Raw genomic sequence first — 25098 nt, 5'->3', positions numbered from 1 at the left:
TCTGTCACGACCGGTCCCGGATCGGCCTTGCCGATCCCGTCTTCGCGGGGATCCGGCGGCCGCCGCTGAGAAGCAGAAACCCCCGCCGCCCGTGATGGGCGACAGGGGTCTGCAGGTGGGCGAGCGAGTCGGCGGCATCGCTACTGATCGGCTCGTGCGAACACGCGATAGCGCTGGAACAGGCGATCGAGGTGCAGACCTGCCCGAGCAGCGAGGCTCAGAACGATCAGCGGAGACCACGGTCCCGGGCGCCGGCGGACCAGGTGCAAGCCCTCGGCCTCGGTGTTCAGCGAGTTGGTGAAGTACTGGCCGTAGTCGTACCCCTCGTAGGTGTACACGACCTGGGCTGATGCTTCGTCGTGCTCGACCGCGATCACGCGGACACCACCTGATTCGAACGCATCGCCCGGCTTCAGGTCGTGCGCGGCAACGTGCCTCAGCACGCCTCCGAGTCGGAACTCCGGTTCGTGGGTCATGCGGCGATCGCCTCCTCGAGCTCCTCGTCCTCGTCCTCGTCGTCACACGTGCACGCCACCATCTGCTCGGCGACTAGCTCATCGATCGCATCGACGTCGAAGACGGGCAGCTCTTCGAAGATCGCTCGAGCGACGAGTGCGACGATCTCCGTGGCGCAGTACCCCTGGTACTCCCAGCTGTACTCGGCGACGAGCTTGGCGTCGGCGTCGAAGAGCACGGCGGATGCTGCGATCGTCCACGGGTTGATCATCAGCGAGACACGCAGCTCGTGGTCGGCGAAGGTGACGGCGTGCTCACCGAATGGCTGGGGCTGTAGCGGGCTGAGAGTCATCGTCCCTCCTGCTCGACGAAGAAGATGATCCGGTTCACGTACGTCCCGGTGACCTCTTCGCGATCGTCGATTCCGTGGCGGATATCGGTGAACACCGAGGTGTTGTTCACGATGTCGAGGTGGAACGGACTGGACAGTGAGACGACGACGGTGATGAAGCTGTCCTCGGGGAGCGCAAGGCTCTCCGTGTCGAACGTCAGCCCGTCGAGGTCCCAGCGAGCATCGATGTCGACGCGGGTGTGACGCAGCCCTTTGGGTCGGACGAGGTCGTGTGCGTCGAGGGCTGCACGCAGTGAGTCCGTCGGATCGACGTCGGCGGTGAAGTCCTCGTGGTGGATGATGATCGGGGTGGTGAAGCGATCACCAGCGGCGATCTCGAGCGCGATGAACGCCGCCGCTGCGGCGTAGTCGTCGATGTTGTGCATGGGGTGCCTCCTCAGGCGGGGGTCTCGACGGCCCAGGCCTTGTCGATGGGGATGTCGGCGGCCGCGTGGTCGTCGATGGTCGGGTGGTTGAAGGATGAGCTGCCGCACTGACAGACACCGCTCGGACCGGAGTGCATGCGGTAGAGGCGATCGATCGCCTCCTGAGCGCGACGCTCAATGGTCCGATCGATCCGTGCGTTCGCAGACTCGACGAGCCGTTCGGTGAGCCAGCGGACGGCAGTCTTCGGCTCGTCGACGACGGAGGCCGGAGCGCTCATGCTCGCGCCTCGAGTTCGTCGACCAGACGCCTGATGATGTCGTGCGGCGACGCAGCCGGGGCGGGGTCATCGGGTAGGCCGGCGGGCCACCGGCGCGCCTCTGCGATCAGGTCGGCGAGGGCAATGTCTTCGGCGCTTGGCGTCGGGGTCTCGCGTGGCGCGCGGTAGCCGCAGGTGGTCGCGGTCTCGCCGTCGTGGTCCAGGACCAGCTCGTTGCAGTAGCCACCCTGATCCCACTCGCTGTGGGCGGGAGTGTGCATCTCGGGACGGTCTGTCATGGTGGCCTCCTCAGGCTCGTGTCGAACGGGATCCCGGATCGGCCGCGCCGATCCCGCCTGTGCAGATGCGCACCGGAACCGGAAAGAAGAGACCCCTGTCGCCCGCGATGGGCGACAGGGGTCTGGGTGTGCACACAGCCTGCGATCGGCGCGGGCTCGGGTGTGAGTCTGGGGTCAGGCAGCGATGGCCAGGGCCGGCTCCTCGACGATCGACCAGTCAGCAGCGACGGCCACCTGGCGGCGAACGCGGTACTGGCTCGTCTCGTGGACGCGCTGGGATGTGCTCATGCCGTCGACCTCGAAGCGGACGAGGACGGCACCGGGGAACAGGTCGATGGGGCGCACCTCGGCGACGACGTCGCCGTTCATGAGGGTGTCGCCGACCTGGAGGCTGAGCGCCTGGACCTTGACCTCGGCCGGGAAGTGACCAGCGATGATGTTGCTCATGGGGTGCCTCCTCAGGCGAGAGATGTTCCTCTGTCACCACTTCCCCCGGAGGCGGCTTTGCCGACTCCCTTCCACGTAGAGATCCGGCGGCCGCCGCGGAGAAACGAAAGACCCCCGTCGCCGGCGAGGGCAACGGGGGTCTGGCGAGGTGCGCGCCTGGCCTACCGGAACATGCGCATCATCATGGCGACCGCGATGCCGATGAGCGCAATGAGGCCGAGGCCGATCGCGATGTGCGGGATCATCTCAGCCCCGAAGTTCATGAGCAGCGAGATGATCCCGAAGGCCAGCATGCCGCCGGCGACGGCTGCCACCCAGATGACCGCATATCGTGCGATTGATCCCTCGGCGCTTGTGGTTCTGTCCATGCTTCTACCTTCTACTGTGAGTCCGACATTCTCGACGGGCGGTCATCCTGGTCCAGCCACCTATGGACGACGCGGCTCTGGAGTGGTTGAGGTCAGTCGGAGTTGTTGAGGAATGCTCCGCGCGCGGACCTCGGATAGAGGAGACCATCGAGAACTTCCGAACTCGGCCGCTCCGGGTCCGCGATCCGAACCGTGGCCTCGTTGCGACGCTCGATGTCACGCGAGGTAACGACGTCGACGTTCACAGCTGCGGCGTACTTCTTCTCGAGCCTGAACCGGAAGCGCCCCTCCCGGACCTCGGAGATCGCGTGAGCGGTGCGTTCGTGCAGCCCTGGGACTGTCACGATGTCACCCTCCGTCAGCACCAGGCTATCGATGTTCCGGTGCGCGCCCTCGAGCGGCGTGCGGTTGAAGCCGCGGGTGTCGACCTCGACGAGCATCGCCGTCTCGTAGTCGTCGAACACGAGCTCGAAGCGGTCGTACGCCTTCTGGTTGATGCGCAGCAGGTAGGCGAACCACATGCCTTCGATCTGGAAGGTCGCGCCAGGCTCGATGGCGATCTCAGTGCGATGCGTCATGGTGTGATCCTCTCAGGTCAGGGTCGCCGGCGCGGGCTCGTCGATGATGTAGACGTGTCGGCAGATGAAGATGTCGACCTCTTCGGCCGCTCCTTCGATCTCGCGGCGGATGGAGCTGAGCACGGGAATCAGAGTGAGGTCGCTGATCGGGTGGTCGCTCGCGATGCGGATGACGGCGGTGAGGTAGTTCCCTGTGCCGTTGAACGTGTCGTCGCCGATCTCCGCGTGTACGCCGTGGACGCCGTAGCTCGCAGGCACGTCGATGGTGAGGTACTCGATCCCGGGGACTTCCGTCGCGAAGAGCGCGGCCTTCACCGCCGAGTCGACATCGGCGAACTCGTGGGCGCGGAGCACGATGGGCTCACTCGTTGCGGCGCCGGTGGCGATCGCGATGGCGGCCTTGGCGCCGTCGAGGGCGGATGTGTTGATGGTGGACATGGTGCTCCTCCAGGAGTCGAATGTGAAGGGGTCAGAGCTGTTCGGCAGGCTCGGTGGCCTCGTCTTCGAGCGGCTCGATCTGGTCGATGGTGACGCCGATGCGCTGGGGGCCGTAGAGCCCCTCGGCTTCGAGGGTCACGTAGTGATCCCATGGATCGTCGGGGTGACCGCTTGTGGGGATGATCTCTCCGACGCGGCCGTCGAAGAGCGAGGAGTCCTTCACTCGGACTCGATCGCCGAGCTGGAAGCGGCGCGAGGGTGCGGTCAGGGTGCTCATGCGGTCACTCCCCGAAGTCGCTCGTTGCGTGCGTGAATGCGCTCGCGTGATGCGTCCTGGCGCTCTGCCTGGTCCTCGGCGATGCGCGGCGCCCGCGAGGCGAGGTATTCGGCCCAGCCCTCGAGGGCTTCCATGTGCTCGGGGTTGCTCTCGTCGATGTCGTTGGTCACCTGGAGGCGGACGCCCTTGACGGTGATGTGTTTGGCCATGGTCCGCTCCTCGGATCAGATGCGCAGGAGTAGGTCTCCTCTGTCGCAGCAGTCCCCGGAGGCGGCTTCGCCGGCTCCCGTCCTGCAGGTGCTTTACGCTGCGAACAGATCCGGTCCCCGGGCATGAAGAAGCCCCCACCGGCTCCGTCGCAGGTGGGGGCTTCTTCAGCTCTCAGGAGTGGAGGTCACTCATCGGGACAGAGCTTCTCGTTCGCGTGCTCTGCCACCAGGCCAGCCTCGGGGACTTCCTCGGCGGTGGCGTCGATGATCCCTTGCACCTGATCCTCATCCACCATGTCCTTGAGGTCGCAGAACGATTGTCCGATCCCAAGGAGATCGTCGTCGCTTTCAGCGATCGTGATGCGATCGTCGGCTTTCACGGCGGACAGGAACGCGTCCTCGGGAGACTGGGGCGCACAGGCGGCCAGGCTCAACGCGAGGGTGACCGCGGCGAGGGCCGCAGCTGGGATGCGAGTCCGTGTCATGGGGCCAGCGTACCGACTGCCGCGCAATCGCCAGAAGCCCTTCACTCTCGCACCGACTCCGCGTGCGGTTCTTCGCCGATCAGCGAGCCCAGCGAGTTGGTTCGACCATCGACATGTCGCGAGCGTATCGATGGTTCTGACGCGTGTCTCGATGAGCTGTGCCGGGGTGCGTTCACTCATCGCGACACGTATCTCGTGAGAGATGAGGTGAATCGTGATTTCGCCTCATTTATGGGCGAAAAACGCGTTTCTTCGGGTAGACTCCAAGAGCGAGTCCAGTCCCCAACATGCCCCGTTGAGGACTGGACTCGCACCACGATGAAAGGGGAAGTAGATGAGTGATCGGGATTCGACCGTCACCTACCGAGACCGAAAATACGCTGGGACCAAGCGTCCCGGACTGATCCGTGGAGTGAAGAGCTTCGTCGCTGGTGCAATCGTTGCGGGCCTGGTCGCCACCGGTGCCACGCCTGCGATGGCGAACATCGGCGGAGGAGGTGTCGGCGGCGGTGGCGGTAACTCTGGCCCGGCCGACTACTTCTCGCTGTTCACCGGTGACTTCCTCGATGCCTCAGGGACGCCCACTCTCTGGGGTCAGGCATCCACTGATGCCTTCGCCTCCGCGATGGAACAGAGCATGCAGTGGGCGACGGCGATGCAGGGCCGCACCGGTATCAACACCGCGTGCAACGCCGCGATGAACCAGGCGATCGCTCGAAGCAACGGTGTCTCGAACCGTGCTCGCGTCGTCCAGGTCGGCGTCTCCGTCGACACGCAGAACGGCAACTGGTACATGGGCTGGGGTGGCACTCAGACCGACATGCGGAACTGGTACACCCAGCAGACCAACGCGAACTACTGGCAGCCGATGCTGCCGAACTACCCGGCGACGCTGCTCAGCGGCATCTACGACACCTTCTACGGTGCGATCGGCCAGACGCCGCGCGTCGTGTGCGTGGCTCTCAACGACTCCGAGGTCGCCAACTACACGCTCGAGCTCTCGACCGACAAGAACACGGTCTTCTCGCTGGCGGGCTCCACGGCGGCGGTCAGCGACCGCATCAACACCAGCCGCGCGGGTTCGAACATCAGCGAGAACATCACCGCGAACATCTCCCTCACCTGGGGCGGACTCGAGGGCAACCCTCGCACGGTGGCGAAGTCCGTCACGGTACCGAACTACGGCGTGACCAACTCCCCGGCGTTCACTCCCGCCGAGTTCGGATGGGCGAGCTGGCCCGCGGGCAAGTTCTGGTTCAACGTCGCAGTCCCCAAGCAGGGGCGCATGAAGGCCGCCGTCTCGCACGACGGTGTCAACGACCCTCGTGAGAACTGGACCGCCGGCATGACGGCACCTCGAAAGGTCCTCACCTCGGGCACCTCTGCCGACCCGATGGCTGCCGACGAGGTGCTCGCGTCCGGACAGTTCTACAACGCTGAGATCTCTGCACGCACGAACGGCTACGCCAGCTCCATGACGATTACGGACACGATCGGCACGGACAAGGTGTGGATCGGATCGCAGACCGGCGACGTGGCCTCTGCAGCGTACGTCCGTGACCCCAGCGGTGCGCGGGTCACCGGCGCCACTGTGCGCATCGATCGCACGGGTTCTGCAGTCACGGTCACGGGCACCGTGACGAACATGCCAAATGCGTTCCAGGCGCAGGAGTACACCCTCGTCGTCCCGACGTACATGCGTCCGACGGAGGTCGACTACACGATCCGGGACACGTCGCGCGTCTGCTACACAGCAGCTCTGACGAACTGCCTCGACGGCAACGCAGCGCAGACCCGCAAGGTCACTCCCGCCCCTGACAAGTCCTGGGTGCTGAACGCCAACGGTGCGCTCACGAACGCAGCCGTCGACGGCAAGGTGTTCGCACCTAACTCCGCGATCGGCGCAGTGGTGAACGGCTCGATCCCGGCGAAGCTGGCTGAGAACCTCAGCCAGTACTCGATCACCGATGACTGGTCGGGCGCCGCTCGCTACATCGACTTCTCGGACACGAGCAAGGTGCGCGTCTTCCTCGACGGCACGAACGTGACCAACCAGTTCACCATCACGATCTCGGGGAACAAGACCATCGCCACGGCGAAGCCCGCCTTCCTCAACAACACGAAGGGGCTGAGCGCGGCGAAGCCGGTCAAGCTCTACATCGGAGGCACCTTCCGCAGCGACTACGACACAGACGGCAAGACCGAGCAGCTGACGAACGCGGGTGCGGAAACCTGGAACAACGAGACGATCGAGACGAACACGCCGTCGATCTTCACGGTGACCCCTGACCCCGACAAGCACTGGGTTCTGGACCAGAACGGCGCACTCACGAACGACGACGTCGACGGCAAGGCATTCGCACCGAACGCTCGCATCTCCGCCGTGGTGAACGGGTCGATCCCCGCGAACCTCGGCTCGGCGCTGACCTCGTACTCGATCACCGATGACTGGAGCGCCGCCGCGCGCTACATCGACTTCTCGGATGCGAGCAAGGCGAGGGTCTTCCTCAACGGCACGGACGTCACCAGTCAGTTCGACATCACCATCTCGGGCAACAAGACGGTGGCCACGGCCAAGGCGGCGTTCCTCACCGCGACGAAGGGGCGCGCCGCAGACGCGGTCGTCAAGCTCTTCATCGCAGGGAAGTTCCGCAGCGACTACGACACCGCCGGCGTTCCCCGCAGCCTCACCAACAGCGGCTCGGAGAGCTGGAACGGCAAGGTCGTCACGACGAACACTCCGGCGATCTACACGGTGACCCCCGACCCCAACAAGGTGTGGGTGCTGGACGAGGACGGCGCGCTGACCTCGACCGATAAGGACAAGGCGAATGACGAGGGCGTGGACGGAAAGACGTTCGCACCCGGCGCCGGGATCTCCGCAGTGGTGAACGGCTCGCTGCCGACGAACCTCGCTGAGAAGCTGCAGTCGTACGTCATCACCGACGACTGGACGGCCTCGGCTCGGTACGTCGACTTCTCCGACGCCAGCCAGGCGAAGGTGTTCCTCGACGGTCGCAACGTGACGAACGAGTTCACGGTCGCCGTCTCGGGCAACCGCACGATCGCGACCGCGAAGCAGGCCTTCCTGGACCGCACGATCGATCGCAAGACCATCGGCGAGGTGAAGCTGTTCATCACCGGATCGTTCCGCAACGACTACGACACCGACGGCAAGATCGAGCGGGTCATCAACTCCGGTTCCGAGAGCTGGAACGGCAAGGATGTCGCCACGAACAGCCCGGCGATCTACGCGGTCACCCCGACGCCCGACAAGGTGTGGGTGCTGGACGAGGACGGCGCGCTGAGCACGTCGGACAAGGACTGGGCGAACAACGTCGGAGCGGACGGGAAGATCTTCCTGGGCAACGACGCCATCTCGGCAGTTGTCAACGGATCGATTCCCGCGAACCTCGGCTCGCCGCTCTACCACTACTCGATCGTCGACGACTGGACGAAGGCCGCCACCTACGTGGACTTCTCCGACGCGACGAAGGCGAAGGTGTTCTACGACGGCAAGGACGTCACCTCGGGCTTCGACATCAACGTCGAGGGCACGAAGACGACCGCGGTCGCCAAGGCTCCGTTCCTGGCGGCCACGAAGGGACTGGCGAAGCCCGGAGCGGTGAAGCTGGTCGTCTCGGGTCAGTTCCGCGACGACTTCGACACCGACGGCAAGATCGTCAGCCTGACCAACTCCGGCTCGGAGACCTGGAACAACCGCACCGACGCCACCAACTCGCCGGCTGTGTTCGCCTGGTCCCCGAACCCGAACAAGCAGGTGCTGGGGTCGGCTGAAGAGTCCGGCGACAAGGCGCACGACAACATCAACGGCGCATCCGTGTGGCCCGGCCAGAAGCTCGAGTACCGCGTCGGCGTGGACCTCCGTGTCCCCGCAGGCACTGCTCGCGGTGTGAAGACTCTCGCGATCGAGGACGTGTACGACCCGTTCTTCATGGTGGACAAGAGCTCGGTCGAGTTCTGGGATTCCCGTGACGCGATGGGCCCGAAGCCGGTGCCCCGCTCGGCGTACGAGCTGCGCTTCGATGAGGCCGCTCACACCTTCACGGCGACGTTCACGGATGAGTGGATCGCGAAGAACGTCAGCGGCGAGGGAGCGAACGATCGCTGGCTCAGCCAGGGCTGGCTCACGATGCGCGTCACGGGCATGGTCTCCAAGGCGATTCCGGCGGGCAACACCGTGGTGAACCAGGCGTTCCAGATCATCAACGGCAACCGCACTGCGACGGAGATCCCGACCATCGAGATCCCCACGGTCAAGCCCGACAAGGACAGCCTCTCCACGGACGAGGTCGACATCGACGGCAAGACGCTCGTGCAGGGCGACGTGGTGCTCTACCGCCTCACGCTCGACGCCGGCCCCGCTCGCGACAAGCTGGCGTACAACGTGCACAAGCTCGGCATCGTCGATGACTTCGACGAGGAGTTCCTCGACCTCGAGGAGAGCGACATCACGGTCACCGAGAAGGCGACGGGCAACGACGTCACCAGCAAGTTCAACGTGCAGATCAAGGATGGCGTGGCGTACGTGTTCGCCAAGACGGTCGACACCGAGGGCGTGTACGGCGGCATCATCCCCGGTGACCCGCAGGCTGCGGACCTCGCAGCGTTCGACGCGGCAGCGATCCGGCCTCTGGAGGACCCGATCATCGATCAGGCGCTGCTGGGTCAGCTCTACAACGTGAACCTCCGGGCCACGGTGAGCAAGGAGCAGGACGGTCACGTCATCGAGAACCAGGCGCGTCAGAACATTCAGAACGTCCAGACGACGACCCGCATCGTGTCGAACCCCATCAAGGACATCGACCCGTCCAAGGACGCCGTCATCTCGGAAGAGACGAAGGACGACTCCATCGAGGGCACCGAGGTGCGGATGAACACCGTGTTCAACTACCGCCTCAACAGCTCCGAGATTCCGGCCGACCGTGCGTACGCGGCGAAGAGCTGGAAGATCAGCGACACCTTCGACCGTGCACACGACCAGTACACGGGCGTGTGGGCGATCTACGCGAACATCGACGTCTACAACGGCGACGAGCACCTGTTCAAGAAGGGCGCGCTGCTGCAGGACTCTGCAGGACACGAGAGCGTTCCGTGGGCAGACCTGTTCGACGTGAAGTTCGATGAGGACACGTACACCTTCACCGCCACGGCGACGAAGAAGTACCTCGACCTCGTAGGATCCCGTCCCGACCTCGCGAACGCGTTCAGCGTCTACACGAAGATGGTGCGCGTCGCTCCCGGCGAGAACATCGTGAACCAGGCGACCGAGGCCTACAACGGCTTCGACCGTGTGACGAACGAGGTGGACACGTACACGATCGAGTACCCCGACCTGGCGCTGGAGAAGTTCACGCAGGACGAGGGACGCGAAGACGGCGTGCACCGCAACGCCGAGGGTGCCTACATCCTCAGCGAGGAGCAGCTCGCAGACGCCGAGCTCGACGAGGACGCCGCAACCGGCCTGTCCGTGGCGAACATCCAGAAGGGCGTCGACGTGGGCATCCGCTTCGAGAACACCGGAGACGTCCCGCTGAAGGAGGTCACCCTGACCGACGTCACCCACGACGGCCGATACGGAGACCTGGAAGGCCTCGTCTGCGCGGTCCCCGCTGACCCCACCGCACCCGGAGCCATCATTGGCGACACCGTCATCACCCCCGATGAGAACGGTTCGGTATGGGTACGCCCGGAATCGATCACTGAACTCTCTGTGGGGCAGGTGGTTGACTGCCGCGGGACACTCCGCGGCATGAAGAAGGGCATGACTCACGGCGACACTGCGGTGGTCACCGGAAAGTCGATCTTCACCGACACGGTCGTCAAGGCCCACGACACCTGGTACGCCAAGGCCCTCTCGACGCCTGGCATCGAGATCGTCGAGTACACCTTCGAGGAGGGTCGCGAGAAGGGCGACCGGAACAAGGCCGCTGATGCGTTCGTCCTCACCCCCGCACAGGCCGCCAACGGCGTGTTCGTGGGCGTCGACGTCACCAACACCGGTGACGAACCGCTGAGCGCTCTGGAGATCCTCTCCGAGACGAACGACGGCTTCGAGGGATCGGTCAAGGGCATCACCTGGTACGACCTGGTCGAAGAGACGCTGCCCGACACCGACCCGAAGCCGGAGGAGGGGGCCGGCGAGACCGCTCCGGAGCTCGAGGCCTACAGCGAGGACGAGGCGCCCGCCGACGGTGAGGGCCCGGCAGAGGATCAGCCCTCAGAGGGGGAGACACCCGTCGAGGAGCCCGCGCCGGCGCCTGAGACGGTCGAGCTGAACGGCAAGCAGTACGTGCAGCGGTCGCTCGAGGAGCTCACCGATCTCGAGGTGGGAGCGAGCGCCCTGTTGCTCGGCACCCTCGTCGACGTGAAGGAGGACTCGGCGCACCGCAACGAGGTCACCGTCACCGCGTCGGGCACGTACTCGGGCACCGCGGTCTCGGACGACGACCCCTGGAATGCCCGCTTCCCGCTGCAGCCGCGGTCCGGAGCCGCTGTCGATGGCCCGAAGGGCGCCGTGACGGGTGAGGGACTGAACTCGGATGACACCCGGTCGAGCCTCCTCGGCGCAGCCGCTCTGATGACGATCGCCGCGGCGATGGTCGCGGAGATCATGCGACGGCGGCAGAAGGCGCGTCGCGGCTGGTAGCCGGCGCCTCCGACGTGCGAAAACGAAACCCCCGCGGCCGTCTGGCTGCGGGGGTTTCGTCTTGCTGTCGATCTCAGGACAGGACACCATACCCGGTCGTCGTCTGCGCGGACGATATGTACCGCCGTGCTGCACGGTCGGACAGGAGCCTGTTGAAGGACGGGTCCTTGGGGAAGGCGGGGTCTCTCTCGGTGCGGCTGAACAGGGTCACCATGGGGGTGTTGAGCATCGATGAACTGTGGAAGAGACCGTCGATGTCGTTGCCGATCTGGTCGTTGATGACGCGCGCCCACTCCTGGGTGTGCGTCTTGTCGTCCATCATGATCGCGGAGGCCGCGCCATTGAGGATCGGCCAGTTCTTCGTCAGATTCAGCAGTTGCAGCGGTCGTGATGGCTTCCACGATGCCAGTCTCGGCGCTCCAGCAGAGAGAGTGATGACCCGGTCTTCCTGGTACACCTCTGCGAAGGCTGTGTCCGGCTCCAGCGCGGTGTACATGACGCCGGTGTCAGGCCAGTCCTGCGTCGGAAGGTGGTGCGGGTCGTACCGCATATCCGGCGCCGGACCCCAGTGCCTCAGCTGGTTCCATCCCAGGGCGTGCTCGCCTTCACTTCGGTAGATCCGCCACAGGGGATCCTGCAGTGTGACCACATCCCTAGACGCATCGAAGATTAGAGGCGTCGAGGGGGGAGCGGGAACCTTCGGGGGAGTCGGCTTCCTCCCTGGTGTCGTCGCAGCCGTCACGAGAGCAGGAAGCTCTCGATGATGCCGATCACGACGTCAGGCTCTCCACCTTCAACCAGCCACTGCGTCGGTGACATGCGCTCAATCTCTGGGTGACCGAGGAGCTCGCCACGCAGCGAGGACTTCGGCACGGTCATGAACGCCTCGATCTTGGCCGGGGGCCAGTCAGCAGGGAACGCACGGATGATTGCAGCGAGGTGCGGAATCGGGCCACCATCGTCGAACTGCCACTGGGGGTAGCGGCGCTTAGTTCCGGTCATGAATCCGTACAGCAGCCCCTTCGACACGCGATGACGCACTCGAGAGTCATCGATACCCAGCAGCTCCGACACGTCGGATGAGCTGAGAGTGCGCAGAACAGCGCCGGTACGAGTACGTGCCTCGACGCGCTCGAGCTGGCCGGCCGCGAGGTTGCGATCGATCTCGGCGAGCTTCTCGGGGGTGAACGCGCCAGAGGACACCATGTACTCACGTTCGGCAGCGGTGAGTCCGTCGTCCGGGCTCTGAGCCTCGATCATCGACTCGGCCTCGCTGAGAACAGCGGTGGCCGTCTCGAGGTGCTGAAGCGTGAAGTTCGAGACCATCGCGCTGATGTCATCCAGCTGCTTCGTGAGCATCTCACGCATCTTGCTGAGACGTTCGTCGGCGGGCATCGTTGGGTCCATAGACGTGCTTGCCGGTGCCGCTTGCAGACCGTGCACCATGTTGGCGGACATGGGGTCTCCTTTCGGTCGGGTCAGTGTGCGCACGCTCATTCTACGCTCGATTCTGCGTGCGCGCACGGGGTGATCTCAGCAGCCTCGCCGCGTGCGTAGTCGGCCAAGGCCTGGCCCAGAGCGCGCAACGCAGTCTCGACATCCGCCTGCTCCTGCAGGTTGTGGCGACCGGGGATGCTCTCGGCAGCGTCCATCGCCATCACAGCTGCGACGTAATCCAGACGTGCGTCGGCGGCAGCGCGCCGCAGCTGGGGAGCGTGCTCACTCGTCACAGTCAGCCTCATCGAGGCATTGATGCGGTCGGCGTCGGTGTTGAAGTCCACGCCCGTCGCCAGGACGGCGCGGGCAGGGGGAGTGGTCAGGGTCGACATGGTGCCTCCTCGGGGCATGGTTCAGATCGAGTTGATCTCACGGGGATCCCGCGCCGGCTGTGCTGGCCGGCGAAGCCACGAAAGAGAAGACCCCCGCGCGACGCGAACGCCGTGCGGGGGTCTCACCGGTGCAGTGTCGTCGATCAGACGAGCTGCGAAGCGATCGCGCTGCGGATCAGCGCGACTGTGGAGGGGGAGTAGCCGTCCTCGTACCAGAGGGCGACGCCCTCCGATTGCGCCGCGAACACCGCCGGCGCGTACTTACCGAGGGAGGAGTTCTGGAGGAACCACTCCTCGCTCCACCGGATACCGCTGAGCGAGCGACGCAGACGGACGAACTCGTTCCATCTATGGCTGGACATCCCCGAAGGGTCGAGGTGGACGTATGAGCCGACTGCTCGCGCGATCTCCTGGGCGACTGCGCGCACCTCCGGATCGGGGGTCTCCTCGATCCACTCGGTGCGACTGCGGAAGTACCGTTTCACGCCGGTCAAGGTGAAGAGCTGCTCATCGGCGAATCGTCGCCGCTGGACCTGCGTGATCGCAGCACCGAGGATCTCTTCGCGCCGATCCATGTACTCCATCACGGTCAGCGCCTTCTTGCCGAGTCGCTCACGCACCAGGAGTGCTGGGCGCTGTCCGGTGGCGATCGTCACGATTCGGCCGGGGAGGTACCTCATCACCTCCATCAGCTTCGCGCGGGTGTCGATGATCGCCCACCCGTGCCTGCTCGCCTTGACCTTTTCCACGACCTCGTCGACGGTGGTCACCTGATCGACAGTCGGAGAGAGCAGATTCCACCTCACAGTGACAGCCGAAGCGCCATCCGGAACTGGCTCCCGTTCCCTCGTGGGCCGCGACACCTTGATGTCGCTCGGATCGACCCACTCGATCTTCTCGGGACGCGCGAATGGCCGAACGACTTCCCGCTCAGCCTCTTCCTGCCACCCCCGGCGACGCGCTTGCTCGGGCCAACGACGGGAGAACCGCAGTTTCTCGAACACGGTCCGGTTGGTCACGACGGCGACGATGTTCTCGTCGTTCGCCCACCGGGTGAGGATCTTCCGACGAGCCTCTGGGAGGGTGCCCTCGTCCACGAACACCACTCGGTGGTTCGTCATGCGCTCACCGAGTTCGCTGACCGACCAGTGCTGGAGGACCGAACCTCCGTGCGCTCCGTATGCCGAGAACTTCGGCTCCGGACGGAACGCGAGGTCATCGAGGAACCGGTAGGCACTGCCTGGCAGCTTCCCTGAGGTGATCTTGTCCGCGTGGACGCGGTGAGACCACTGATCGAAGTGGCTCAGGAGCCCCCTGGCGGTCATCTCCTTCTTGATGCGGATCAGCTCGAGGTAGGTCGTCTCAGGATCCCGCATCCGGCGCGCGAACGCAGCGACCTGCTGGTGCTGCCAGGCGTGGAACAGATCGGTGAGGACCTTTCGGTTCTCCACGGTGTCGATGATGGCTTCGCGGGTGTTCCCGACGGAGACGCCACCGATGGGCAGGTGGAACACCATGGGCTCATTCGTGGGCGCGGCGGCACCCTTCGGGATGGCGTAGGCGATCTGGCCCATGAGGACCTTGGACTCGTCCAGGACGGTGGTCGTGTGGACGAACTGCGGCGACTTGATGAGATCAGGGCGATGACCACGGATGATCGACGGCGCCTCGGGCACCGGCTCGCCCTTGCCGAGAAGACGCTTGGTCCACCGCGGGAGCTTGACGGGGGAGAGGTAGGCGTTCGTGATCTCGAAGCCGCCCGTGTTCCACCAGAAGTGGACGCGTGCCAGCGCGCGCCACCAGTCGAGGATCTTCGCGGCCTCGACGGGCACGACGACCGTGACGCCGTTCGGAGTGCCCGGCTCGACCTCCGCGACGTCATGCAGGCGGTGCTTCAGCTGACCGTCGATGCGCGCCATGGAGAGGGTGGCGGAGAAGCCGTTCTTGAAGCCGTGAACGGTGAATCGATCGGTGACGGTGTAGGGAGACTTCGCGCCGATCCCGAGGCCGCCGGCGGAGAGGTTCTCGTTTCGCTTCGTCGACGCCACAGGGCGGGCGAACGTCCCGACCAAGCCTTCAGGGTCGAGACCGAGCCCCTGGTCGCTCACGATGAAGAACGGCAGCTCCTCGGTGGGCATGGTGATCATGACGGGCCGGGTCTGGCCGGCTTCGCGGTGAGAGTCAGCGGCGTTGATGTACAGCTCACGGATGACAGCTTCGATCGGAGAGGCGTACCCGCCGACGAGCAGCTCCATAGCGACAGAGGCATCCTCATCGCGGATCGTGGAGAGCTCGAAGCCGTCCTCAGAGCCGAACAGCTCAGGGTGGTCGCGATGCGAGCCGTCGGGGACTGCTCGCGCAGTGGTGGGGAGTTTCATGGTGGACCTTTCGCTGTGGTCGGACGGGTGTGTCGGACCGGAGGGTGGCTTCCTCCCGCGGGTGTGCGGGGCCTGGCAGGCGGGCCTGCTCCGTGCTCACCCGCGACAGCTGTGCTGTCGGAAAGCGAAGACCCCGCCACAGAGCGCGATGCTCCGTGGCGGGGTCTTGTCACTCCTGGTTAGCCGCCTCCTCCGGCTCGCTGGCGGCAGCAGCGGCCCGTAGAGCGACCTTCCACGCGGCCCGACCGGCTTCGAGTCGGCGAGGCGTCAGGAAGTCCGGGTCAGGCCCGAAGGTGTGCTCGTGGAAGGCGATCTGCGCTGCATCCGACGCCCTGTCGGATGGTTCGACCTGCGGCTCGATTCCGAGGGACGGACATCCGCACACGCGGCATCCAGTGCAGACGATGTTGCCGCAGGGGGTCAGATCCTGGCGCCTGGCCGGTCTGATCGGCAGCTCACGAGAGCGCCCCTTGATGGGGTCGCATCGCGTGCAGATCACGGATCCGTCGCCGGCGACCCATGCGGTTCCGTTGTCGTCGAAGGGCATGTCCTTCGCCACGATGTCGGTTCTACCGCAGAGAGCGCAGGTGCGTTCACAGCGACAATCGTCGACTGGTTCGCTGCAGTCTCGGCATCCGAGCGACGCCTCTGCCTCGGTGCCTGGCGCGCCGAGCAGACTGCGAAGCTCCTGCAGCGTCTCCAGGACCTCGTCGGTGCTCCATGCGAGATCCTCGGGCAGTTGCTTGGCATCTCTGATCGCTTCGTCGAGGTACGTTCGTGCGTCGATGTGCGTCACGCTGAGACCTCCTGTCCGTTGCGACGAGATCAGTTCAGCATTCCCTCGTAGATGCCCTTGCAGTCGGGGCAGATGGGGAACTTTTCGGGGTCGCGCCCCGGGGTCCACTTCTTGCCGCAGAGCGCCTTCACGGGCTTGCCGGTGATCGCGGACTCGAGGATCTTGTCCTTCTTCACGTAGTGCGAGAAGCGCTCGTGATCTCCGGGCTCGATCTGGTTCTGGTCGAGGACCGTCGTGGTCTCCTCGAGCGTGGTCGTGGGTTCTTCGATGAGGGTCGGCGCCATGAGGTCTCCTGGTGTCGTGATGGTCTTCCTGTCGGGGATCTCCCGAGGCGGCATCTGCCGCCTCCTGCTGCTGCCGCTACGGTGATGGCATGGAACAGCTCCTGCCCGCACTGCTCACCGGCACGGTCATCGGTGCCGTCGTGACAGGGGCGATCACGCTCCTGAAGCCGGTGCTCGACTACTGGATCAGCCTTCTGCAGCGCCGGTACAACCGGAGGGCCGAGCAGACGGCGGTGGTGGAGGGTGTCGTCGAACGGCTGCGGAAGCTGCGAGTCGATCATGTTGAGGCGAACAGAGAGGGCCGGGCCATCTCCTACCCGCTCGTGCTCGAGGCGGCCGACACGGCTCTGCTCATCCACAACCGCGAGTTCGCGAAGTACCTCTCGCTCGATATCGAGAACACGAGCGGGTACTCGGTGCTCTATGAGTGGCACGCCGAGCTGGGCGAGATCGACGACAACACGACAGCGTCGTCAGCCGCACGTGAGGCGCGTTGGGATCACCTGAAGATGCTCGTCGAGCGGGCGTCGGAGTTCGCCGTGACGGGGAAGTGGGAGAAGAAGTGGGCGGCGGAGGCCATCAAGCTCTCAGAGCAGATGGCCATCGCCGACGCCAGCCTCGATCGGTAGCTCAGACTGCCAGTCGCAGCACGCTTCGCTGGATCATGAGGATCCGGCCGAGCCAGTTCTCGCCCTCGCCCGTTCGGGAATCGACTCCCCAGAATCGGTCTCCCCAGTGGTTGCCCTCGATGAGCTCGGCGTCACCGGTGGCGAGCAGAGAGTCCCGCAGCAGCGGGTCGCGGTACTTCTGCGCCTGCAGGAGGGTCATCACCCCGATCTTCACCTGCTCCCAGTCAGGGCGCAGCGTCACGGTGCGCCCGATGATCTTCGCTTCGCCGGGTCGCTTCGCAGCGAGAATGGCGGCGCGCTCTGCGGGGTCGAAGGTCTTCGCGAGCTGGAAGGCGGCCTCGACCGTCTTCACGCGGTGGCCGTCGAACTGGATGCCGTCGGGAACGCCCCAGAAGTTGGAGAGGAAGCGGTGCTGATCGCTGAACTGCCTGATGGGTGCGGCCGCCGGCTTCGGCGAGGGCAGCGAGGCGTACGGGTGGTCGGACACGATGGTCTCCTTCGGGTCAGTCATGCGGGTCAGATGTCGTTCTCGTCGGGGCAGTTCGCCTGCTCCCACGCGTAGAGCTGGGCGAAGCTGAGTCCGGTGTTGTCTCGGACGTGTCCGAGCGTCATCGCGAGGCGTTCGGTGCTGTCGGTCTCATCGAGAGGGACGTGACGTCCGGTCCCGCATTGCGGGCAGAGGCACCCGACGGGATCGATCGCATCCGGAAGCGTCTTGACGGTGCCGGTGTGAGTCGGGGCGGGGGCAGCGGGTGCGGTGGTGGTCATCATGTCTCCTCGATGCTCTCTCTCAGCGCAGGGGTTGTCCCCAGACTCCCGGGGCGGCCCTGCCGCCATGCAAGGGAAAGGGCGGGGCCAGCCGTTAGGCCGGGTCCCGCCCTCAGGCAGATCAGTGGTTCAGCGGCTCTGCTGATTTCTCCACATTCGGATTGCTCGCGCGATGGATCGTCTGCCGGCCGCCGCAAACTCAGGGTCTTCAGGGTCGTTCAAACGCCATTCGAGGACCTTGCAGAGGGCTTCAATGTCGTCGTCAGCGAGTCTGCGGAGTTCGTCGAAGGGGATCGTGGTCTTGCGTAGGCCGATGTCATCTGCGAGCGAGGCGCCGTAGATACGTAGAGCAGCTTCGTCGAGGTCGATCAGGTAGCCGTACTCGAAGTTGCCGTAGCTGTCGCTCAGGTCTGCCTGTGACAGCGCGTCGGGGGACCGATCGCTGTACAGCGGGAAGGCTCCCTCGCGGACGAAGTGACGCAGGTCTCCCTTGGCACCCAGCTCGACGTCATCGAAGCGAGCTGCCGCTTCTACGTCCGCATCCGTTGAACTCGCATCGAGCCATATCCACGGGAGACGAGGGAGGGCCATCAGGGCATCCCCGAGCGCGGCGAGGTTGTCGCGCTCGTCTCGGACCATCGTCATGGTGCTGACGCCGAGAGCGGTTGGATAGCCGTCTTGCGTTCTGGATGCGGTGATCGTCTGTCCGCCATGCGTGAGTCCGATGAATGCGCTGGTACCCATATCTGCCCTTCGTTGGTCCTTGGAGTCTGCCACACGACTCGGACAGCAAGACCGTGTCCGCGGGGTGACCAATTCGCGGCCACCCCGAGGCCGTGGATCCCGCTGTACGAGTGGGTTCTGGCGCGCTCAGACCGCGATTGGGCCTTGGTGTGACCGCTACGTGGCCCAATCGCGGTCACGTAGCGGTCACTATTCTTGCAAACGTCCGAAACGTCGATTATGCTGGTTTATGCGCAGAAACGTGTTTTTCAACGACTAACGAACCGAAACGGAGCGGAGCCACATGGCCGAGACTCGCGAAGAGAAGGAAGAGACGAGCGTGCGCAGGCGCGTGACGATCCCGAAGGTCGACACGACCACGCTCGACTGGTGGGAGAAGCAGCATGACCCCGGCCTCTCGATTCGAATGCTCATCCGCGCCGAGGTTGAGCGCAATGGGTACACGGACGTTGCCTTCGGCAAGGCGACGCAGCTGCCTCGTCGCGGACGCCCCTCCAACGACGACGTTCAGGACGCAGGAGCGAGTGCCCCCTCAGCACAGGCTGAGCCCGCCGTCGCCGCCGCTGATGCAGTAGTCACGCCGGACGCGGCGTCCGAGCGGACGATCCTCGTCGGACCTGCTCGCTCGGGGCGCTCTGTGCCGCGCGATGACGAGTCCCCGTATTCGGTGAACGAGCCGGATCCGATCGCATCGCTGATGGGCCTGGGCGCTTAGCCCTCCCTCGCCGACCTCACGACATCCCTAGATCAGGAGAATCACCCACATGAGCAAGATCAAGATCACCGGCGGACTCGACGTCGGCAACGGTTACACGAAGGCCGCACTCCGTGGTGGCACGAACAAGCTCGACAAGTTCGATATCCCCTCGGGTGTCGCACTCGTCACCAGCGCGGTCGATCTGGCAACGCCGGATACTGCTGCAGTGGAGGTCGCCGGTGGTGACTTCTTCAACGAGCTGGACATGACGTTCACGTCGCCGCTCGTGCACGTGACCCACCGCCACATCTTCGGCACGCGTGCGCTGAATGCGCAGACCTCGCGCTTCGAAGAGTTCCTGGTGTCGTCGGGCATCAGCAAGGCCGAGCAGACGCTGAGCAAGGTTCTCGTGCTGGGACTGTTCGCTGGCAAGGCCGTCCGCGACTACGTGGCCGAGCACGGCGTTCTTCCCACGTCGCAGCTCGAGGTGGAGGCTCGTGTCGCTCTCGCTCTGCCGATCGACGAGTTCCGCGAGCACCGCCAGACCTTCGCCGATGAGTTCAAGCGCTCCGCCCACCTCGTCACCGTGAACAACTTCGAGACGCCGGTGAGCGTCCGCATCGAGTTCAGCCACGTCGAGGTCGCGGCCGAGGGCGCTTCGGCGCAGTTCGCGATCCGTCAGCTGGGTGTGGAGCTGGCCGATGCCATGCTCGCCGACGTCCGCCAGAAGAGTCCTGCCCAGGCAGAAGCCCTCGCGGGGATCTCGGGCAAGGACATCAACGACGCCACCAACACCGTCGGCATCGACATCGGCGAGGGCACGGTGAACTTCCCCGTCTACACCGGTGCGAAGTTCAACGGCGACGCGTCGCGGACCTTCGACAAGGGCTACGGCACGGTCCTGAACAACTCCCTCATCCCGCTCAAGCGCGCGAAGCTCCCCTTCAACTCGCGCAAGGCACTCGCGGACTACTTGCTGTCGACCCCGGGGCCGCTCAAGCGCGCCGAGCACGCCAAGGTCTCCGCGATCGTCGCCGAGCAGGCCGAGCTGTTCAGCGAGCAGGTCGCCGAGGAGTTCCGCAAGGTGCTCGCCGAGGTCGGCCGCTCCACCGAGGTCGTCTACGTCTTCGGTGGCGGCAGCGGCTCCGTCCGCGCCTCGCTGGAGGCGAAGCTCCTGGCAGTCGCGCCGGAGGGCACGCCGGTGCTGTTCCTGGACGTGCGCTACTCGCGTCACCTGAACCGCGAAGGTCTGCTCATCGCCGCTCAGATGATCGAGGACGCCAAGGCGTCGGCGACGGGCAAGAAGAAGCTCGCCACCGCAGCCTGACCATCACGCGCGGCCGCCGCTGAGATTCGATTCCAGCGGCGGCCGCGCTTGGGTACGACAGCCACTCGTCTCGACATCACGCTTCACCCCGCTGAGCACCAGGACGGCATCCACATGAACAAGCTCGAACACCAGAGATGGCCGGATGGGACCCGCGTTCGGTTCACCGATGAGGCGCTGATCGGCATGTCACCCAAGGGGCCTGGCGACTTCACCATGCCCGAGCCTCTTCGGATGCCAGACGGCGGCGCGAGCTCGATCTTCACGATCGACAACACTGACGACATCCAGCACGACGTCATCCTGCGCGAGAACGGTGAGCGGTGGGGCGTGTACTGGCTCCGCGAACTCACCCCCGCGGATGACGATTCTGCGGTCGCATCCACCCCTCTGCCTCGACTCAAGACCGGCGACCGCGTCCGTCATCAGCGCGGCTGGTACGGACGAGTGGTGGCCGACCGCGGCGGCGAAGAGCTTCTGGTCCGCTTCGACGACGGATCGCCACTGAGATTCGTCGACCGCGCAGCTCTGCGTCTCGTCGATGACCTGGACACGGAAGTGCTGGCGCTCATCGACCCACTCCGCGAGTTCCGTCAGCTCGAGGGACTCCCGACGTCCGAGGCCGCTCTCCTGGACCGCGTGATCGAAATGCTCCCGCTGATGGTGACTGAGCGCGGCATGAAGGTCCGGGTCGCGGCCGAGATCGATCGCCTGGTCGCGCAGATCGTGACGGAGCCGTTCGAACCCGATGTGGCGAAGAAGACCCGCGTACGCCAGTGGTTCGCAGACGGCGCCAACTGGTCACTGACCCGTCTGCAGCACCTCGCCCGCCCTGATCGCCCTGAAGACAGCGTCGAATCGCAGGAGGCCGCGTGAGCACCGTGATCGCATCCGGGACTGCTGTCGAGGGGCAGCTGATGATCCACGTGACCGAGCAAGGATCGGAACTGCGCATCCTGCCCACGGCATTCGGAGAGGTGAAACCGTCACAGAGACTGCACCTGGGGAGCCAGGACCTCGTTCGTGTCGCCGAGTTCGCCGAGAAGCACGAGGGCGCCACTCTGACACGGATCGAGACGGTCGACCTTGCGCTGCAGCCGTTCTTCAAGCACGAGACCGAACAACATTCTCGCGAGCTCGTGCGCATCTTCCACGACTACGACGGCCGCGAAGTCTGCTCCGCACTCCAGGACGACTTCTACTTCGTCACCATCGTCGGCATCTCTCTCACACTCGCCGGCGGCCAGGCTGTCGCGCATCTCCGGCGGGAGGGTCTCATCACGACCACCGCGGCCGCCGACACAACCTCTCTGATGGATCGGGCATGGCGCGAGCTGCGGCTCGCCTGACTCACCTCACACACACTTACCGCAGCACCGAATCGAAGGCAGCATCATGAGCACGTCACAGCCCTGGGCACCGGGATCCGGTACGAACTCCTTCACACCACCGCCCGCATCCACCACCGAACCCGTGAGGCCGGGGAAGTCCACTTCTACGAAGGGTTCGACGAAGAAGGGTCGGATCGTCAACATCGCCCTCAGCATGCTCGTCGTGGTGCTCCTCATCGGAGCGGGCATCCTCGTCTGGCAGGCGTTCACACCGGCCGACTCCAGCGCTCCGATTCCGGAGAGCGAGTTCGAGGTGCCGCTGCAGGATCCGGTCGGTGCGGCCGGCGACTCACCTGTCCCCATGGATGACGGGTCGCAGATGACGGTCGCGGATATGGAGCCGAACACGATGTTCATCCCGGCTCTCGGCGTGTACATGCCCGTCCAGGCCGATTCGACGTTCGTCTCGAGCAGATACTCCGACTTCGACACCCTCAAGGTGCCGAGCAACCCGCGACGTGCCGCGCACTACGCGGGCGGTGCGCCGCTCGTGGGCGGAGACGCGGGTACGACTCTCGTGGCAGCTCACGTCAGCACCGGCAGCGGATGGGGCTCGCTTCGATACCTGTACACGCTCACGGGTGGGGAGCTGATCTACACGAAGGATGCCGAGGGTCAGGTGCAGGAGTGGCAGCTGACGAAGATGCGTGTCGAGCAGCACACCGACTTCCCGCAGGAGTACTGGTCGAACGAAGGGGAGCGACAGCTCGTCGTGACCACGTGCGGCGGCCCGATGACGAAGGACCGCCACTTCCTGAAGAACATCTTCGCTATCGCCACACCGGTTGACGCGGATCCCGAACCCGCCGACGACACACAGTCGGATGTCACAGAAAGCACGGAGGAAAGCTGATGCCCCTTGGACAACTCGCGGCGCCACTAATGCTGGTCGGAGGCATGATCCTTTCGCTGGTCGGATTCCACATCGGTGTGCAGATCGGAGGCCTGCAGGGAGGCGTCTTCGGCGCACTGATTGGCGCTGGATCGGCAATCGTAATCCTCGTGCTCGCGACAATCGTCACAGCCCTTGTCGAGTTCGCGAACGAAGCGAAACGCGCTCGCTCCACCATCAGGATCAACGGTTCAGTGCTGGATCTCTCCTGGAACACGATCACCGGACGCCGGGTGACCCAGTCGGTCGATATGGACCAGGTGCGCTCCATCTCCGTCGCCGAGTTGGGGGTGCGAAGCAGCAATAGGGTCCTCCACTTCTACGGCGAAGAGGGACGTCGAGGAGCGAAGCACATCGGCTGGACAACGTCGCGCCGGCTGAGTCATGCCGATGAAGATGTACGCAGGCTCATCGAGCCGTTCGTTTCGACGCCCAACGAACTCCACCCGAAGAGCCCTTCCGCTGTGCTGAGCAGCTGACCGTCGGAATTTTCACCCACGCAAAAGGGGCGCCTCCCTCGGGAAGCGCCCCTTTCGTACGATCAGTGGGCGTCGTTGTAAGCGTCGACGATCGGCTGCGGAATGCGGCCCCGCTCCGAGAGTTCGTGACCGTTGTCTCTCGCCCATGCGCGAATAGCGGCCACCTCAGGGTTTCGGGCGGGGCGCTTGCGGACGGACGTGCCGCGGGAACTCGTTGACCGCGCTGCTGACGAGGTGACCTTTCGGCCCGATTCGATATACGGCGCCAGTGCGGAACGCAGTTCATCGGCGTGCTCTGACGTGAGGTCGATCTCGTAGGCCGTGCCATTCAGCGAGAAATGTACGGTCTCACCTTCGCCTTCGTCGAGCTCGGTTCCGTCGATGTCGTCAACCAGCTGGTGCACAATTCGTCTAGCCATGCCTCGGACAATACAGCGCGTGCAGATAGGCGACAACTCGATGGGGTATTCGAGATGCATTCTGTCCGGCGGACGAGCCGTATCGGAGTGAAGAGTCGGAGCAGGATACACGTTCGTCCTCGGGCACCCACAGATCTGTACGTGATGCAATCGTCATCATGTTCGATCGCCAGCCCAGTATCCTGACCGAAAGCGGCGTGGGGTCGCTCGACGCAGGGGAATCGAAGATGGCTGGCTTTCAGGGGGCTGAAGACATGGTGGACGGTTCCATCGTCATACAGGTGGAGGCGGCGCCGCAGGGGCTGATCCACTACACGCTGGACCCAGAGGGCGTCGGTCAGATCTGGGAGGCCATGTTGGTCGCGCACGAGGATTCGGTGGTCGGCGCGGCACGCGCTCCGGAAGAGGCAGCGCACGTTCTCGTACGCGGCAGCATCGAGTGCATCAAGCGGCAGATCCCTAGCCTCGAGGTCGGGGGAGTGCGGATGTGGCCGGAGCGGGGCCGTGACGGTAGCGCGCAGATCCACGCCGAAGGCGGCGCACGCTACCTGCCCTCCGAATGGGACAGCGTCAAGCGGGACAGCCCGGGACTCGGCTGAGACCGAACGAAAGAACCCCCGCAGCCGGCAAGGCTGCGGGGGTTCGTCGATGTGGGTCCGGGTCTGGACGTTGCCGCTCAGACCTCGAAGGGGACTGGTGTGGATCGTTCCGCCTCGCAGCGATCGCACACCGTGAGCAGCTCCGTCGAGCTGGACCAGAGGGTCCAGTCGTGGCCGAGCAGGAGGCAGGTCGCGGATTGTGCGAGGCGATCGACACCGCGCACCAGCGGAGCTGGCAGGGGGAGAAAGCGGGTCACCAGTCTTCGTCCCAGGTCTCACGGATTGGGACCTCGCCACGACCCGAGCAGTGCGTGCACATCTGATCGGCGCGATGTCCGGCGCCGTTGCAGGCGGCGCATGTCGACATTCCAGGGTGCGCCCCTCCGGTGTCGGTCGAGTAGGTGATCGGCTCGCGAGAGCAGTGCGCCGGAACTCCGGGCAGCCCGACGTCGTAGACGTTGGTGTCGCAGAAGACGCAGCGCTCAGACTCGTAGATGTGCTCGAGCTGTCCACTGAGTAGATCGACGGACCCATTGATGAACATGTCCTCGGGGTCGTGATTGCTGAGCTCCTCGTCGATCTCGTGTGCGCTCAGTCGCGTCATG

At 64.9% G+C, this 25098-nt stretch carries 32 protein-coding genes; 9 read left to right on the top strand and 23 right to left on the bottom strand.

The features are described from left to right. Positions 1-140: 140 nt before the first annotated feature. The 12 genes from RQG82_RS16405 to RQG82_RS16350 all read right to left on the bottom strand — a co-directional run bounded on the left by RQG82_RS16405 (position 141) and on the right by RQG82_RS16350 (position 4540). A complete protein-coding gene (locus RQG82_RS16405) occupies positions 141-476 on the bottom strand; it encodes a hypothetical protein (RefSeq protein WP_311245363.1) in 336 nt (111 codons plus the stop codon). Then, a complete protein-coding gene (locus tag RQG82_RS16400; protein WP_311245364.1) occupies positions 473-808 on the bottom strand; it encodes a hypothetical protein in 336 nt (111 codons plus the stop codon). The genes RQG82_RS16405 and RQG82_RS16400 overlap by 4 nt, the downstream gene beginning before the upstream one ends. Beyond that, positions 805-1233, bottom strand: a complete 429-nt coding sequence (locus RQG82_RS16395; protein ID WP_311245365.1) for a hypothetical protein — start codon at positions 1231-1233, stop codon at positions 805-807. Before RQG82_RS16395 ends, RQG82_RS16400 begins: the two co-directional genes overlap by 4 nt. Before the next feature lie 11 nt (positions 1234-1244). Next, on the bottom strand, positions 1245-1511 hold the full coding sequence (locus RQG82_RS16390; RefSeq protein ID WP_311245366.1) for a hypothetical protein: 267 nt from the start codon (positions 1509-1511) through the stop codon (positions 1245-1247). After that, on the bottom strand, positions 1508-1789 hold the full coding sequence (locus RQG82_RS16385; RefSeq protein WP_311245367.1) for a hypothetical protein: 282 nt from the start codon (positions 1787-1789) through the stop codon (positions 1508-1510). Before RQG82_RS16385 ends, RQG82_RS16390 begins: the two co-directional genes overlap by 4 nt. 174 nt (positions 1790-1963) lie before the next feature. Further along, complete coding sequence (locus RQG82_RS16380) at positions 1964-2236, bottom strand: hypothetical protein (RefSeq protein WP_311245368.1); 273 nt, start codon at positions 2234-2236, stop codon at positions 1964-1966. A gap of 161 nt (positions 2237-2397) precedes the next feature. Then, positions 2398-2604, bottom strand: a complete 207-nt coding sequence (locus RQG82_RS16375; RefSeq protein WP_311245369.1) for a hypothetical protein — start codon at positions 2602-2604, stop codon at positions 2398-2400. A 92-nt stretch (positions 2605-2696) separates the two neighbouring features. After that, the gene (locus tag RQG82_RS16370) at positions 2697-3182 is read right to left on the bottom strand and encodes a hypothetical protein (protein WP_311245370.1); all 486 of its coding nucleotides are present in this window, start codon (positions 3180-3182) and stop codon (positions 2697-2699) included. Between the two features lie 12 nt (positions 3183-3194). Next, positions 3195-3620 carry a hypothetical protein gene (locus RQG82_RS16365; protein WP_311245371.1) on the bottom strand — a complete coding sequence of 142 codons (426 nt, stop codon included), beginning with the start codon at positions 3618-3620 and terminating at the stop codon, positions 3195-3197. 31 nt (positions 3621-3651) lie between these two features. Further along, positions 3652-3897: a hypothetical protein gene (locus tag RQG82_RS16360; protein ID WP_311245372.1), complete on the bottom strand. Its 246-nt coding sequence runs from the start codon at positions 3895-3897 to the stop codon at positions 3652-3654. Further along, the gene (locus tag RQG82_RS16355; RefSeq protein WP_311245373.1) at positions 3894-4106 is read right to left on the bottom strand and encodes a hypothetical protein; all 213 of its coding nucleotides are present in this window, start codon (positions 4104-4106) and stop codon (positions 3894-3896) included. The genes RQG82_RS16360 and RQG82_RS16355 overlap by 4 nt, the downstream gene beginning before the upstream one ends. 185 nt (positions 4107-4291) lie before the next feature. After that, on the bottom strand, positions 4292-4540 hold the full coding sequence (locus tag RQG82_RS16350; protein WP_311259985.1) for a DUF732 domain-containing protein: 249 nt from the start codon (positions 4538-4540) through the stop codon (positions 4292-4294). Between the two features lie 385 nt (positions 4541-4925). On the opposite strand from RQG82_RS16350, the gene RQG82_RS16345 reads away from it, so the two are divergent. Further along, the gene (locus tag RQG82_RS16345) at positions 4926-11261 is read left to right on the top strand and encodes an LPXTG cell wall anchor domain-containing protein (RefSeq protein WP_311245375.1); all 6336 of its coding nucleotides are present in this window, start codon (positions 4926-4928) and stop codon (positions 11259-11261) included. Positions 11262-11334: 73 nt separating this feature from the next. On the opposite strand, the gene RQG82_RS16340 is transcribed toward RQG82_RS16345, so the two are convergent. The 6 genes from RQG82_RS16340 to RQG82_RS16315 form a co-directional block, all read right to left on the bottom strand. After that, a complete protein-coding gene (locus tag RQG82_RS16340; protein ID WP_311245376.1) occupies positions 11335-11910 on the bottom strand; it encodes an RES family NAD+ phosphorylase in 576 nt (191 codons plus the stop codon). 89 nt (positions 11911-11999) lie between these two features. Further along, complete coding sequence (locus tag RQG82_RS16335; RefSeq protein WP_311245377.1) at positions 12000-12656, bottom strand: hypothetical protein; 657 nt, start codon at positions 12654-12656, stop codon at positions 12000-12002. 98 nt (positions 12657-12754) lie between these two features. Then, positions 12755-13090: a hypothetical protein gene (locus RQG82_RS16330; RefSeq protein ID WP_311245378.1), complete on the bottom strand. Its 336-nt coding sequence runs from the start codon at positions 13088-13090 to the stop codon at positions 12755-12757. A gap of 143 nt (positions 13091-13233) precedes the next feature. Continuing rightward, complete coding sequence (locus tag RQG82_RS16325; protein WP_311245379.1) at positions 13234-15468, bottom strand: hypothetical protein; 2235 nt, start codon at positions 15466-15468, stop codon at positions 13234-13236. A 169-nt stretch (positions 15469-15637) separates the two neighbouring features. Next, positions 15638-16264 (bottom strand): hypothetical protein, encoded by a 627-nt coding sequence (locus RQG82_RS16320; protein WP_311245380.1) that lies wholly within the window; start codon positions 16262-16264, stop codon positions 15638-15640. Positions 16265-16293: 29 nt separating this feature from the next. Continuing rightward, positions 16294-16602 (bottom strand): DUF3039 domain-containing protein, encoded by a 309-nt coding sequence (locus tag RQG82_RS16315; RefSeq protein ID WP_396653418.1) that lies wholly within the window; start codon positions 16600-16602, stop codon positions 16294-16296. 35 nt (positions 16603-16637) lie between these two features. Here RQG82_RS16315 and RQG82_RS16310 point away from each other — a divergent pair, with 35 nt between their 5' ends. Further along, on the top strand, positions 16638-17177 hold the full coding sequence (locus tag RQG82_RS16310; RefSeq protein ID WP_311245381.1) for a hypothetical protein: 540 nt from the start codon (positions 16638-16640) through the stop codon (positions 17175-17177). A gap of 1 nt (position 17178) precedes the next feature. Here the strand turns inward: RQG82_RS16310 and RQG82_RS16305 are convergent, their stop codons facing one another. The 3 genes from RQG82_RS16305 to RQG82_RS16295 form a co-directional block, all read right to left on the bottom strand. Then, on the bottom strand, positions 17179-17664 hold the full coding sequence (locus RQG82_RS16305; protein ID WP_311259984.1) for an NADAR family protein: 486 nt from the start codon (positions 17662-17664) through the stop codon (positions 17179-17181). 29 nt (positions 17665-17693) lie between these two features. Beyond that, the gene (locus tag RQG82_RS16300) at positions 17694-17945 is read right to left on the bottom strand and encodes a hypothetical protein (protein ID WP_311245383.1); all 252 of its coding nucleotides are present in this window, start codon (positions 17943-17945) and stop codon (positions 17694-17696) included. A 129-nt stretch (positions 17946-18074) separates the two neighbouring features. Next, positions 18075-18689, bottom strand: a complete 615-nt coding sequence (locus RQG82_RS16295; protein ID WP_311245384.1) for a hypothetical protein — start codon at positions 18687-18689, stop codon at positions 18075-18077. Between the two features lie 283 nt (positions 18690-18972). Here RQG82_RS16295 and RQG82_RS16290 point away from each other — a divergent pair, with 283 nt between their 5' ends. Genes RQG82_RS16290 through RQG82_RS16265 form a run of 6 tightly spaced genes read left to right on the top strand, consistent with a single transcriptional unit; the run spans position 18973 to position 23475 of the window. Beyond that, a complete protein-coding gene (locus RQG82_RS16290; RefSeq protein ID WP_311245385.1) occupies positions 18973-19404 on the top strand; it encodes a hypothetical protein in 432 nt (143 codons plus the stop codon). A gap of 49 nt (positions 19405-19453) precedes the next feature. Next, positions 19454-20713: a ParM/StbA family protein gene (locus tag RQG82_RS16285; protein WP_311245386.1), complete on the top strand. Its 1260-nt coding sequence runs from the start codon at positions 19454-19456 to the stop codon at positions 20711-20713. A gap of 48 nt (positions 20714-20761) precedes the next feature. Next, positions 20762-21589, top strand: coding sequence for a hypothetical protein (locus tag RQG82_RS16280; protein ID WP_311245387.1), 828 nt, complete (start codon positions 20762-20764; stop codon positions 21587-21589). Further along, positions 21586-22062, top strand: coding sequence for a hypothetical protein (locus RQG82_RS16275; protein ID WP_311245388.1), 477 nt, complete (start codon positions 21586-21588; stop codon positions 22060-22062). The genes RQG82_RS16280 and RQG82_RS16275 overlap by 4 nt, the downstream gene beginning before the upstream one ends. Before the next feature lie 46 nt (positions 22063-22108). Next, positions 22109-22957, top strand: coding sequence for a class F sortase (locus RQG82_RS16270; protein WP_311245389.1), 849 nt, complete (start codon positions 22109-22111; stop codon positions 22955-22957). A 44-nt stretch (positions 22958-23001) separates the two neighbouring features. Then, entirely contained in the window at positions 23002-23475 is a 474-nt protein-coding gene (locus RQG82_RS16265; RefSeq protein ID WP_311259983.1) for a hypothetical protein, read from the top strand. Between the two features lie 62 nt (positions 23476-23537). Here the strand turns inward: RQG82_RS16265 and RQG82_RS16260 are convergent, their stop codons facing one another. Beyond that, the gene (locus RQG82_RS16260; RefSeq protein ID WP_311259982.1) at positions 23538-23894 is read right to left on the bottom strand and encodes an Lsr2 family protein; all 357 of its coding nucleotides are present in this window, start codon (positions 23892-23894) and stop codon (positions 23538-23540) included. A gap of 158 nt (positions 23895-24052) precedes the next feature. Between RQG82_RS16260 and RQG82_RS16255 the strand changes: the two genes are divergently transcribed. Continuing rightward, positions 24053-24493 (top strand): hypothetical protein, encoded by a 441-nt coding sequence (locus RQG82_RS16255; RefSeq protein WP_311245392.1) that lies wholly within the window; start codon positions 24053-24055, stop codon positions 24491-24493. Positions 24494-24746: 253 nt separating this feature from the next. Here RQG82_RS16255 and RQG82_RS16250 read toward each other — a convergent pair whose 3' ends face one another. Further along, a complete protein-coding gene (locus RQG82_RS16250; protein ID WP_311245393.1) occupies positions 24747-25097 on the bottom strand; it encodes a hypothetical protein in 351 nt (116 codons plus the stop codon). Position 25098: the final 1 nt, after the last annotated feature.

The sequence above is a fragment of the Microbacterium sp. WCS2018Hpa-9 genome (assembly GCF_031843745.1).
GTDB lineage: Bacteria > Actinomycetota > Actinomycetes > Actinomycetales > Microbacteriaceae > Microbacterium.
The sequence above is the reverse complement of the archived record's forward strand: the minus strand, read 5'-3'. Positions and strand labels throughout refer to the sequence as shown.